At 72.0% G+C, this 11,957-nt stretch carries 11 protein-coding genes; 8 read left to right on the top strand and 3 right to left on the bottom strand.

What is annotated here, in order from left to right; all coding sequences use genetic code 11:
• Positions 1–3: 3 nt before the first annotated feature.
• Positions 4–1,338 carry a cytochrome P450 gene (locus ACZ4Z2_RS08220; RefSeq protein WP_468073603.1) on the bottom strand — a complete coding sequence of 445 codons (1,335 nt, stop codon included), beginning with the start codon at positions 1,336–1,338 and terminating at the stop codon, positions 4–6.
• A 175-nt stretch (positions 1,339–1,513) separates the two neighbouring features.
• Positions 1,514–1,738, bottom strand: coding sequence for a hypothetical protein (locus tag ACZ4Z2_RS08215; protein WP_468073601.1), 225 nt, complete (start codon positions 1,736–1,738; stop codon positions 1,514–1,516).
• 142 nt (positions 1,739–1,880) lie between these two features.
• On the opposite strand from ACZ4Z2_RS08215, the gene ACZ4Z2_RS08210 reads away from it, so the two are divergent.
• The 5 genes from ACZ4Z2_RS08210 (at position 1,881) to ACZ4Z2_RS08190 (ending at position 4,899) form a co-directional block, all read left to right on the top strand.
• Positions 1,881–2,528 carry a nucleotidyltransferase family protein gene (locus ACZ4Z2_RS08210; protein WP_468073599.1) on the top strand — a complete coding sequence of 216 codons (648 nt, stop codon included), beginning with the start codon at positions 1,881–1,883 and terminating at the stop codon, positions 2,526–2,528.
• Positions 2,512–2,826 carry a hypothetical protein gene (locus tag ACZ4Z2_RS08205; protein WP_468073597.1) on the top strand — a complete coding sequence of 105 codons (315 nt, stop codon included), beginning with the start codon at positions 2,512–2,514 and terminating at the stop codon, positions 2,824–2,826. The genes ACZ4Z2_RS08210 and ACZ4Z2_RS08205 overlap by 17 nt, the downstream gene beginning before the upstream one ends.
• Positions 2,823–3,569 carry a metallophosphoesterase family protein gene (locus ACZ4Z2_RS08200; protein ID WP_468073595.1) on the top strand — a complete coding sequence of 249 codons (747 nt, stop codon included), beginning with the start codon at positions 2,823–2,825 and terminating at the stop codon, positions 3,567–3,569. Before ACZ4Z2_RS08205 ends, ACZ4Z2_RS08200 begins: the two co-directional genes overlap by 4 nt.
• A gap of 121 nt (positions 3,570–3,690) precedes the next feature.
• A complete protein-coding gene (locus tag ACZ4Z2_RS08195; RefSeq protein ID WP_468073593.1) occupies positions 3,691–4,125 on the top strand; it encodes a hypothetical protein in 435 nt (144 codons plus the stop codon).
• 87 nt (positions 4,126–4,212) lie between these two features.
• Positions 4,213–4,899, top strand: a complete 687-nt coding sequence (locus tag ACZ4Z2_RS08190) for a DUF6766 family protein (protein ID WP_468073591.1) — start codon at positions 4,213–4,215, stop codon at positions 4,897–4,899.
• A 43-nt stretch (positions 4,900–4,942) separates the two neighbouring features.
• On the opposite strand, the gene ACZ4Z2_RS08185 is transcribed toward ACZ4Z2_RS08190, so the two are convergent.
• Complete coding sequence (locus tag ACZ4Z2_RS08185; RefSeq protein WP_468073763.1) at positions 4,943–6,820, bottom strand: ABC transporter ATP-binding protein; 1,878 nt, start codon at positions 6,818–6,820, stop codon at positions 4,943–4,945.
• A gap of 197 nt (positions 6,821–7,017) precedes the next feature.
• On the opposite strand from ACZ4Z2_RS08185, the gene ACZ4Z2_RS08180 reads away from it, so the two are divergent.
• The 3 genes from ACZ4Z2_RS08180 (at position 7,018) to ACZ4Z2_RS08170 (ending at position 11,784) form a co-directional block, all read left to right on the top strand.
• Positions 7,018–7,935, top strand: a complete 918-nt coding sequence (locus ACZ4Z2_RS08180) for a lysylphosphatidylglycerol synthase transmembrane domain-containing protein (RefSeq protein WP_468073589.1) — start codon at positions 7,018–7,020, stop codon at positions 7,933–7,935.
• Positions 7,936–8,210: 275 nt separating this feature from the next.
• Positions 8,211–9,314, top strand: coding sequence for a mechanosensitive ion channel family protein (locus ACZ4Z2_RS08175; protein ID WP_468073587.1), 1,104 nt, complete (start codon positions 8,211–8,213; stop codon positions 9,312–9,314).
• 250 nt (positions 9,315–9,564) lie between these two features.
• Positions 9,565–11,784 (top strand): NADP-dependent isocitrate dehydrogenase, encoded by a 2,220-nt coding sequence (locus tag ACZ4Z2_RS08170; RefSeq protein WP_468073586.1) that lies wholly within the window; start codon positions 9,565–9,567, stop codon positions 11,782–11,784.
• Positions 11,785–11,957: the final 173 nt, after the last annotated feature.

Raw genomic sequence — 11,957 nt, 5'->3', positions numbered from 1 at the left:
CGTTCAGGTGACCGGCGGTCGCAGGGTCGCGGGTGTGGGGCCGTCGGGGCGGACGGTGATGCCGTACACGGTCCTCGTGGGGGTGGAGGAGAACGTCACCGTGTGGGCGGGCAGGAGGTGTTCGAGGAGGACGGTGGACTCACGCAGGGCGAACTGGAGGCCGAGGCAGGCACGGGGGCCGACGCCGAAGGGGTAGTAGGCGCCGGGGTGGGTGGGGCGGCCGTCCGGGGCGGTGAAGCGGCGCGGGACGAACTCGTCCGGATCGGCCCAGAGTCGGGGGTCCCGGTGGGTGAGGTAAGGGCAGACCAGGATGTCGGTGCCCGCCTCAACGGTGTGGCCGGCGAGGGTGTCCGCCTCGGCGGCGTGGCGGGGCAGGATCCAGACGGACGGGTAGAGCCGGAGGGTCTCGTGCACCAGGGCCTGGACGGCCTGGCGGCGCCGCGGTGAGCCGTCGCCGCCGGCGGCGAGCGCCTGTTCCCGCGCGCCCGGATACCGGTCGAGGAGCAGGTACAGCCAGGTCAGGGTGGTGGCGGTGGTCTCATGTCCGGCGGCGAGCAGCGTGACCAGCTCATCGCGGATCAACTGGTCGGTGTATTCCGGGCGTTCGCGCGCGGCTCCGAGCAGGACGTGCAGGACGCCGGGGCCGTCGGGGCCCGCCTCCCCCTTCCGGGCGGCCTCGATGGCGTGCCGGGCGACCCCGTCGATCCGGGCGAGATCGGCGGCGACGGCGTCCCGGGCGGCGGTGGCGTCGGCGGGCAGGGTCGGCAGGGCGGCCCCCACACCGGCGACGGCGCCCAGCTCGTGCTCGGTCGTGTCGTCGAGGGGATGTCCGGTGAGCGCGCGCCAGATGGCGTCCAGGGCGAAACGGCGCATCTCGCGCCCGACGTCCAGATGCCGGCCGTCACGGGCGTACGTGTCCCAGCGCTCGGCGGTGGTCCGGGCGGCCGCGACGATCCGGTGCTCGTGGCGACGCATGCCGGTGCCGGTGAACTGGGACTGGAGCAGTCGGCGTTGGCTCTTCCAGGCCGCCCCGGTGGCGGCGAGCACACCGTCGCCGACCAGGAGACGGGCACGGTGGGAGCGCTTGACGTACCGCTCGGGGTGCAGGGCGAGGACGTGCTGGACCGCCCGAGGGTCGGTGACGAGGACGGTGGGCGACGGTCCGAGGCGGAAGGCCGCGACACCACCGAGCCGTGCGCGCACCTCGGTCAACAGCTCGACCAGCTCGCCTCCACCCGACCGCCACCGTTCGACGACCTGGCGCTCGACTTCGGGAACGGGCCGAGGGCCCGTCCCGGAGGCGTACGGGAGCGGTCCGGAACCGGCTTCGGTGTCCATGTCTCCTCTCCTGGCGACCGCCGGGCACGGCCGCCACGGGGCACAGCACGGACTGTACGGGAGCGGCGACTACCCGTGGACGTTCAGCCGGTGACCCCGGTGACCCCAGCGACCCCGGTGACACGGTGACTCGGTGACGATCAGCCAGGTCGGCGCCGCGGATCACTGGACCGCGTCAGGCGGCCCGGAGTCGCTCCACACGGTCCTCCGCGGCCCGCACCGCCGCGGCGACTTCCTCGGCCGCCCGTACCTGGTCCTGCACGGCGCCGACCAGCGCGGGCAGGCTCAGCGCCGCGGGCACGTCGGTCAGCGCCGAGGCGGCGAGATGTGCCCGCTCGACGTCCTCGGTGGCGCCGAGCTCTCGAGGAGATCGAACGCGTCTGGCGCGGATGAGGAACACGTGCCGCCGCCAGACGCCTCCTCGGAGAGTGTCCTGTCGTCCGCCTCGCCATCGGCGGGAGCCGCACTATCGTGGAAGGCATGGAGAACCCGTTCGTGCTCCAGCGGTGCCCCGCACTCTTCGCGGCGGCCGGAGGCGGCGCGTGAAGACGCGGAACAACGGAGCCCGGTCGGCGGACGATCTCGCCGACCCGAACGACGACGGGCTCCCTCCGGACCGCACCCAGGCGATTCTCGAAGCGGCCAAGGAGGTCGCTTCGCTGCTCAAGGCGGGCGGCCATCCCTTCGCGCTGGCGGGCGGTGTCGCCGTGTACGCCCACGGCGGCCCCGGCACCCTCCAGCACGACGTCGACTTCTGTGTCCTGCCCGAGGACATCGACGCGGTCACCGTGACCCTGGAATCGGCGGGCCTGGCGGTGGTCCAGCCCCCCGAGGACTGGCTGCTCAAGACCCGGAGCCACGGCCAGGAGGTCGACCTGATCTTCCGGCCCGCCCGGGTACCGGTGAGCCGTGAGCTGCTGGACCGGGCGGAGGTGCTGTCGGTCCAGTCCGTGTGGATGCCGGTGCTGTCGGCGACGGACCTGCTCATCGGGCGGCTGCTGTCGTTCTCGGAGCACTACTGCGACTTCGGTTCCGCGCTGCCGCTCGCCCGGACCCTGCGGGAGAAGATCGACTGGGCCCGGGTGCGGCGGGAGTGCGGTGCCGCACCGATGCCCGCGGCCTTCCTGTACCTGCTGGAACGCCTCCATGTGATCGAGCCGGAGGAGACCGGCCATGGCGACAGAACCTGACGACGCCCACACCGCGCACCCCGCGCCGCACCCCGCGCACCCTGGGCACCCCGCGCCGAACACCGAGTACCGCATCGCCCACCTGGGCGAACGGCTCGCCGCCGGGGATCTCGCCGAACTCGGGATGCGGATCGAGGCCCGGGGCGACTCCGTGCACATCACCGGTACCGCGTCCACGGCCCACGACCGCGAGGCGATCCTGCGTCTGGCGGCGGAGGAGCTGCCGGGCATCGCCGTCCGGGCCGACATCGCGCTGGCCGACGTGACCGCGCCCGACCATCCGGAGGACCTGTCGTGATCCGGGTCGCCGCCGTCGGGGACATCCATCTGGGGCCGGACAGCCGAGGACTGCTCCGCCCCGCGTTCGAGACCCTGCACCGGCAGGCCGATCTCCTGCTGCTGGCCGGAGACCTCACCCGGCACGGCACCCCCGAGGAGGCCCGGGTCGTCGCCGACGAGGTGGCGGGGCTGCCCGTGCCCGTGATCGCCGTCCTCGGCAACCACGACCACCACGCCGAGCGGCCCGACGACGTCACGGACGTCCTCCGGACGGCGGGCGTGACCGTACTGGAGGGCGAGGGGACCGTCGTCGAGGTCGACGGGGTACGGGTGGGGGTCGCCGGGACGAAGGGGTTCGGCGGCGGCTTCGCCGGGCGCAGCGGCAGCGAGTTCGGCGAACCCGAGATGAAGGCGTTCGTCCGCCACACCCGGGGTCTCGCGGACGGGCTGCGCGGCGCCCTCGACGGGCTGGCCGCGGACGGCTGCGCGGTGCGGATCGCGCTCACCCACTTCTCCCCCGTACCGGACACCCTGGTCGGCGAGCCGCTGGAGATCTATCCGTTCCTCGGCAGCTATCTGCTGGCGGAGGCGATGGACGATTCGGGCGCCGACCTCGCCGTCCACGGCCACGCCCATCTGGGCACCGAGCACGGCATCACCAGCGGCGGGGTACGGGTGCGCAATGTCGCCCAGCCGGTCATCCGGCGCGCCTTCGCCGTGTACGGGCTGCCGGTGGACGGGTCCCGCGCCGCCGGGTCGTAGCGCGGGTTGCCCCGGCCGGGGGACGGCGGGCCCGTACCCCTCGCGCGGCGCCCTCCCCGAACCGTGAGGCGGGTTACCTTCCCTCGACACGTCCCTGGACGGTCGGACGGGAGGCGGCGGGATGCCCTGGCGACGGCGGTGGCGAACGGTGGTGGTGACGGGGACCGTGCTGGTGCCCCTCGCGCTGGCCGCCGGCTGCGGTTCGGTGGACGAGCGGCGCACGGCCGCCCTGGACGCGGCCCTCGCGTTCGAACGCGCCGTGGGTGCGGGCGACGGCGCGGCCGTGTGCGGGCTGCTGGCCCCGGCCGTCCGCGACGAGGTCGAGCAGTCCGCCGGTACGGCGTGCGCTGAGGGCGTCCTGGAGGAGGACGTGCCGACCGTCGAGGCGGCCGGGGAGCGGGGCGCGGGCGTCGACGTGTACGGGCGGCAGGCCCGCGTCCGGTTCCCCGGTGACACCCTGTTCCTGTCGCGGTTCTCCGAGGGCTGGAAGGTCGTCGCCGCCGGGTGCACGCCTCGTCCGCAGCGGCCCTACCAGTGTCTTCTGAAGGGCGGGTGAGGACCCGGTGCGCACCATGTTCGTCCTGTGCCTGCTGGTCATCGCGGGCGGTCTGGCCTACTGCGTCACGCTGGGGGTGCTGCACCGGTGAGCGGATCCGTACGGCGGTTCCTGCGCGACAACGGGCTGGGGCTGACCTTCCTGACGCTGTTCGCCCTGGCCGTGGTCGGGCAGGCGTTCGCCGGTCACGCCGACTTCAACAACCAGCTCGCGGCGGAGGACCTCCAGGAGATCACCCTCGGCGAGTACGTCACGTCCTCGGACTTCGCCGTCGACCTCATGGAGAACTGGCAGTCCGAGTACCTCCAGTTCTTCCTGTTCCTCTTCCTCACCGTCTGGCTGGTCCAGCGCGGTTCACCGGAGTCCAAGAGCCTGGACAAGATCGGTGTGGAGTCGGACGAGGAGCAGCGTGTGGGGCCGCACGCCGGGCCGGACTCCCCTCGGTGGGCGGCGGCCGGGGGCGTGCGCCTCAAGCTGTACGCCAGCTCCTTGGGGTATGCGATGGGGGCGATCTTCCTACTGTCCTGGCTCGCCCAGTCGGTCACCGGTGTCGCCGCGTACGACGAGGAGCAGTTGAGGCAGCTCCAGGCTCCGGTCGGCTGGGGCGCGTACGTCATGTCGGCGGACTTCTGGAACCGCACGCTGCAGAACTGGCAGTCGGAGTTCCTGGCCATCGCCTCCATGGCGATCCTCTCGATCTATCTGCGCCAGCGGGGTTCCCCGGAGTCGAAGCCGGTCGGTTCCGCCCACACCTCGACCGGCGTGGAGGGCTGAACCCCGGAACGGGCGGGGGCCCGGTCCGGGGTTCAGGCGCTTCCTAGGCGACCGTCGCCGTCGGCCTGTCCTTGGTGAACTGCGTCTGGTACAGCTGCGCGTAGCGGCCGTCCGCGGCGAGGAGTTCGTCGTGGGTGCCGCGTTCCACGATGCGGCCGGCCTCGACGACGAGGATCTGGTCGGCGGCCCGTACGGTCGACAGGCGGTGGGCGATGACGACGGCGGTGCGGCCCTCCAGGGCCTCGGTGAGGGCCTCCTGGACGGCGGCCTCGGAGGTGTTGTCGAGGTGGGCCGTGGCCTCGTCGAGGATGACGACGCGTTGGCGGGCCAGCAGCAGCCGGGCGATGGTCATGCGCTGGCGTTCGCCGCCGGAGAGCCGGTAGCCGCGTTCGCCGACGACGGTGTCGAGGCCGTCGGGCAGGGAGCGGACGAGGTCGTCGAGGCGGGCCCGGCGCAAGACCTCCCACAGGTCGTCGTCGGTGGCCGCGGGGCGGGCGAGCAGCAGGTTGGCGCGGACGGTGTCGTGGAAGAGGTGCCCGTCCTGGGTGACCATGCCGACGGTGCCGCGCAGCGACTCGGCGCTCAGGTCGCGTACGTCGACGCCGCCGATGCGGACGCTGCCGGCGTCGGTGTCGTACAGGCGGGGCAGGAGCTGCGCGACGGTCGACTTGCCGGCGCCGGAGGAGCCGACGAGGGCGATCGTGCGGCCGGGTTCGGCGCGGAAGGAGATGCCGTGCAGGACCTCGGTGCCGCCCCGGGTGTCGAGCGCGGCGACCTCCTCCAGGGAGGCGAGGGAGACCTTGTCGGCGGACGGGTAGCCGAAGCGGACGTCCTCGAACTCCACGGACACCGGCCCCTCGGGCACCTCGCGGGCGTCCGGTTTCTCGTCGATCAGCGGTTTCAGGTCGAGCACCTCGAAGACCCGCTCGAAGCTGACGAGGGCGCTCATGATCTCGACGCGGGCACCGGCGAGGGCGGTCAGCGGGGCGTAGAGGCGGGTCAGCAGGAGGGCCAGGGAGACGATCGCGCCCGCTTCGAGGGTGCCGCGCAGCGCGAACCAGCCGCCGAGGCCGTACACCAGGGCGAGGGCCAGGGCCGAGACCAGGGTGAGCGCGGTGATGAACGCCGACTGGGCCATGGCCGTGCGCACGCCGATGTCCCGGACGCGGCGGGCCCGTTCGGCGAACTCCGCGGACTCGTCGGCCGGGCGTCCGAAGAGTTTGACGAGGGTGGCGCCGGGCGCCGAGAAGCGTTCGGTCATCCGGGTGCCCATGGCCGCGTTGAGGTCGGCCGCCTCCCGCTGGAGCCGGGCCATCCGGGCGCCCGTCCGGCGGGCGGGGATCACGAACACGGGCAGCAGGACCAGCGACAGCAGGGTGATCTGCCAGGACAGGGTGAGCATGACGGTGAGGGTGAGGACCAGGGTGACCAGGTTGCCGACCACTCCGGACAGGGTGTTGCTGAACGCCCGCTGGGCGCCGATGACGTCGTTGTTGAGACGACTGACGAGCGCTCCCGTACGCGTACGTGTGAAGAACGCTACCGGCATGCGCTGCACATGATCGAAGACAGCGGTCCGCAGATCGAGGATGAGTCCCTCGCCGAGTTTCGCCGACAGCCAGCGGCCCAGCAGCCCGAGGGCCGCCTCGGCGACCGCGATGAGGGCGATGAGCACGGCAAGGCGGACGACGAGTGCCTCGTCCCCGTCCGACACGATCACGTCCACGACGTTCCCCGCGAGCACGGGTGTCGCGACGGCGAGCAGGGCGGTCATCACGCTGACCGCGACGAACCACGCGATACGGCGACGATGTGGACGGGCGAAGGCGCCGACGCGCCGTAACGTGGCGCGGGCGAAGGGGCGGCTCGGCCGCCGGGCGTTCGACAAGCCCTGCAGCTGGCTCCAGGCGGTCATCTCCATACTCATGGGAAGGACGCTAAAACCTCAACCAATCTTGAGGTCAAGGGGTCCTCCTCCGACGATGTCCGCGAGCGGTGAAGTCCCGTGCCGGTCACCGCCCGTCCCCGTGGCCGCAACCCGCCGTTGGGGAGTGACGGAGAACGTCTCCCGGTGTGACAGCGATACGGCTCCCCCGGGGGCTCCCCAGGCGTGTCCCGGTGCGCCGGATCCTGTGCCTGCTGCCCCTCGCCCTTGTCCTGGTCCTCGCCGTGCGCCATCGTTCCGTGCTCGTGGAGGGGTTCGGGCAGTTGGCGTCCGCGCGGTGGCCCTGGCTGGCGGCGGCGGTCTGCGCGACCTGTCTGACGTGGGTGGCGGCGGCCGTGACCCGGCAGGGCGCCCTGGTGGAACGGCTGCCCGCCCGGCGGTTGCTGGCCACGCAGTGCGCGGCCGGCGCGGCGAACCACCTGCTGCCCACCGGCCTCGGGGCGAGCGCGGTGAACCTGCGGTTCATGACGGTCTGCGGGGTGCCGCCGGCCCGTTCGTCGGCGGCGCTCGCGCTGTATCTGCTGGCCGAGTCCGTCGCCCGGCTGGGTCTGCTGCTGGCCCTGCTGCTGGCGTTCCCCGGTGCGCTGCGCCTCGGCCCGCTGCTCCCGGACGGGTCGGCGACCGTCCTGTCGGCCGCCGCGGCGGGGGCGGTCTGCGCCGCCGCGCTCGCGCTGCTGCTGGTGCGGCGGCTGCGTACGACGGTGTCCGGTTTTGTGCGCACCGCGTTGAGCGAGGCCCGTTCGGTCCACACCCGGCCGTCCCGGGTCCTCGCCCTGTGGGGCGGTTCGCTGGCCTTCCCCTCGCTCCAGGCGGCCGGACTGGCCGCCGTCGGGCTGGCGTTGGGGCTGCGGATACCCGTGCCGCACGTGGCGGTGGCGTATCTCGCGGCCACCGTGGCGGTGGCTCTGGTACCGACGCCGGGCGGCCTCGGCTCGGTGGACGCGGCGCTCGTGGTCGCCCTCGTCGCGGCGGGCGCGCCGGCGGCCGTCGCGACGGCGGTGGTGCTGGCGTACCGCGTCATCACGCTCTGGCTGCCGTTGCTGCCGGGGGCGTTGACGCTGGGGGCGCTGGTGCGGCTGAAGGTGCTCTGAGCGTCTGACGGCCCGTCGGGCGCGGTGCCGCGTATCAGACATTCCGCTGCGTTCGGCGGGTCGTTCATGGCCGATCCACGCAGGTCCGGTGCCGATCAGCCGGACGAGTGCGGCAGGATGAGCGGTCGCGCCCGACGTCGTACACACGTCCGGGCAGGCGTGATCGTGCAATTCCGGATTCGAGCAGGTGGCAAGGTGACGACACATCACATACGGTCCGCGGGACATGACATACGGCCCGTCGACCGCTCCCCGCGCCCCTCGGGAGGCGACCGATGACCCGGGCCCTCACCCTCGACGACTGCCTCGTGGCCGGAATCATCCTGGTCGCGGGACTGGCGGCCGCCTTCCTGCTGCGCCTGCTGCTGCGCTGGCTCGGCGGACACGCGACGAAGACGCGCTGGAGCGGTGACGACGTCATCGTCGACGCGCTGCGTTCCCTGGTGCCCTGGGGCGCGTTCGTCGGCGGCGCGGCGGCCGCGGCGGCGGCGCTGCCCCTCACGCGGACGGTCCACCACAATGTGAACCAGTCGCTGACGGTGCTGCTGATCCTGGTCGCGACGATCACCGCGGCCCGGGTGATCGCCGGGCTGGTCCGTACGGTGACGCAGTCGCGGGCCGGGGTCGCCGGCTCGGTGACCATCTTCGTGAACATCACCCGGGTCGCCGTGCTCGCGCTCGGCTGCCTGGTGATCCTGCAGACCCTGGGCATCCCGGTCGCGCCGCTGGTCACGGCCCTCGGCGTGGGCGGTCTGGCGGTGGCGCTGGCCCTCCAGGACACGCTCGCCAACCTCTTCGCGGGCATCCACATCCTCGCCTCCAAAACGGTCCAGCCGGGCGACTACATCCGGCTGAGCAGTGGCGAGGAGGGCTATGTCGTCGACATCAACTGGCGGCAGACGACGATCAAGTCGCTCTCCAACAACCTGGTGATCATCCCGAACGGGCAGCTCGCCGGCACGAACATGACCAACTTCAACCAGCCCGAGCAGGACATGACCCTGCTCGTGCAGGTGGGCGTCGCGTACGACAGCGACCTGGAGCACGTGGAGCGGGTGACCAACGAGGTCATCGCCGAGACCATGAAGGAGGTCGAGGGCGCGGTGCCGGACCATGAGCCCGCCGTGCGCTTCCACACGTTCGGCGACTCACGGATCGGAATGACGGTGATCCTCGGGGTCGGGGAGTTCAGCGACCAGTACCGGATCAAGCATGAGTTCATCAAGCGCCTGCACCGGCGCTACCGGGCCGAGGGCATCCACATCCCGGCCCCCCGCCGGACGGTCACGCTCCAGCCGGGGACGGGTGCGGGTGCGGGTGCGGGTCTCGAGATCCCGCACCAGCGCGAGGCGTCGATCGACTCCGTCGAGGCGCGGTAGGGATTCACGCAGTTCCCCGCGCCCACGGAAGGGTCGGGCCTGCGGCCCGCCCTTCAGCTGAAAAGCACGGGGCGCAGCCCCGGACGCTTTTCGGGGGCGCGGGGAACCGCGCGAACAACCACAACGCACCCGCACCCGCCGACGTCGGCGCACCCCCGAGTCACTACGCGCCCGGCCCCCTGCGCCGCACGGCCCCCGCACGAGATATCTTGATGTCGAGCAATGTTGCAGACGTGGAGCGGAGCACCCGGTGACTGACTCGACCATCATCTACACACACACTGACGAGGCCCCGGCCCTGGCGACGTATTCGTTCCTGCCGGTGATCAAGGCGTACGCCTCGCAGGCCGGTGTCTCCGTCGAGACCCGTGACATCTCGCTGGCCGGGCGCATCATCGCCGTCTTCCCGGAGTACCTCCAGGAGGGGCAGCGCATCCCCGACGCCCTCTCCGAGCTGGGCGAGCTGGCCAAGACGCCCGCGGCGAACATCATCAAGCTGCCGAACATCTCGGCGTCGATCCCGCAGCTGAAGGCCGCCGTCGCCGAGCTCCAGAGCCAGGGCTACGCGCTTCCGGACTACCCGGACGACCCGAAGACCGACGAGGAGCGCGAGATCCGCGCCCGCTACGACAAGATCAAGGGTTCCGCCGTGAACCCGGTCCTGCGTGAGGGCAACTCCGACCGCCGCGCCCCCGCCTCCGTCAAGAACTACGCCAAGACCCACCCGCACCGCATGGGCGCCTGGACCTCGGAGTCCAGGACCAACGTGGCGACGATGGGCGAGAACGACTTCCGCTCCACCGAGAAGTCCGTGGTGATCGCCGAGGACGGCGCGCTGCGGATCGAGCTGGTCGGCGACGACGGCACCACCACCGTGCTGCGCGAGTCCGTACCGGTCCTCGCGGGCGAGGTCGTCGACGCCTCCGTGATGCGTGTCGCGGCGCTGCGCGAGTTCCTCACCGCCCAGGTCGCCCGGGCCAAGGCGGAGGGCGTGCTGTTCTCCGTGCACCTCAAGGCCACGATGATGAAGGTCTCCGACCCGATCGTCTTCGGTCACGTGGTGCGCGCCTTCTTCCCGAAGACGTTCGCGAAGTACGGCGAGACGCTGGCCGCGGCCGGCCTCTCCCCGAACGACGGCCTGGGCGGCATCTTCAAGGGCCTGGAGGCCCTGCCGGAGGGCGCCGAGATCAAGGCTTCCTTCGACGCGGAGCTCGCCGAGGGCCCGGAGCTGGCGATGGTCGACTCCGACAAGGGCATCACCAACCTGCACGTGCCGTCCGACGTCATCGTCGACGCCTCGATGCCGGCCATGATCCGCACCTCCGGCCACATGTGGGGCCCGGACGGCCAGGAGGCCGACACCCTCGCGGTGCTCCCGGACTCCTCGTACGCCGGTGTCTACCAGGCCGTGATCGACGACTGCCGCGCCCACGGCGCCTACGACCCGTCGACGATGGGCTCGGTCCCGAACGTCGGTCTGATGGCGCAGAAGGCCGAGGAGTACGGCTCCCACGACAAGACCTTCGAGATCCCGACCACGGGCACGGTCCGTCTGGTCGACGGCAACGGCGTCGCGGTCATCGAGCAGGCGGTCTCCGCCGGTGACATCTTCCGCGCCTGCCAGACCAAGGACGCGCCGATCAAGGACTGGGTGAAGCTGGCCGTCACCCGCGCCCGCGCCACCGGCGACCCGGCGGTGTTCTGGCTGGACGAGACCCGCGCCCACGACGCCAACCTGATCGCCAAGGTCAACACGTACCTGGCGGACCACGACACCGCGGGCCTGGACATCCGGATCCTCGCCCCCGTCGAGGCCACCAAGCTGTCGGTCGAGCGCATCCGCCGCGGGGAGAACACCATCTCCGTCACCGGCAACGTCCTGCGTGACTACCTCACCGACCTGTTCCCGATCCTGGAGCTGGGCACCAGCGCCAAGATGCTGTCGGTCGTCCCGCTGATGGCGGGCGGCGGTCTGTTCGAGACGGGCGCCGGCGGCTCCGCCCCGAAGCACGTCCAGCAGCTGGTCAAGGAGAACTACCTGCGCTGGGACTCCCTCGGCGAGTTCTTCGCCCTGGTCCCGTCGCTGGAGCAGTACGCCGAGGCCACCGGCAACACCCGCGCCAAGGTCCTCGCCGACACCCTGGACCGCGCGACGGCGACCTTCCTCAACGAGGACAAGTCCCCCTCGCGTCGTCTCGGCGGCATCGACAACCGCGGCAGCCACTTCTTCCTGTCCCTGTACTGGGCGCAGGAGCTGGCCGCGCAGACCGACGACGCCGACCTGGCGAAGGCGTTCGCCCCGCTCGCCGAGACGCTCTCCGCGAACGAGCAGAAGATCGTCGACGAGCTGATCGCCGTCCAGGGCCGGCCGGCCGAGATCGGCGGCTACTACCAGCCCGACCCGGCGAAGGCCGCCGCGGTCATGCGTCCGTCGGCCACGTGGAACGAGGCGCTGGCGAACTTCGCCTGACGCTCCGCTCGGCCACACACCGCCGCCCCGACCGGGATCACTCCCGGTCGGGGCGGCGTGCTGTGGTGACGCCCTCGACGAAGGCCGCGGCGGCGTGGTCAAGGACGGGGCGGCGGAACGATAGCGTGCGATTGCATCGCTGAAGCGCTGAAGCGCTGAAGCGCACAGGGACA

The sequence above is a fragment of the Streptomyces sp. NPDC030183 genome (genome assembly GCF_055573455.1).
This window is presented reverse-complemented; position numbering and strand designations above follow the sequence as displayed.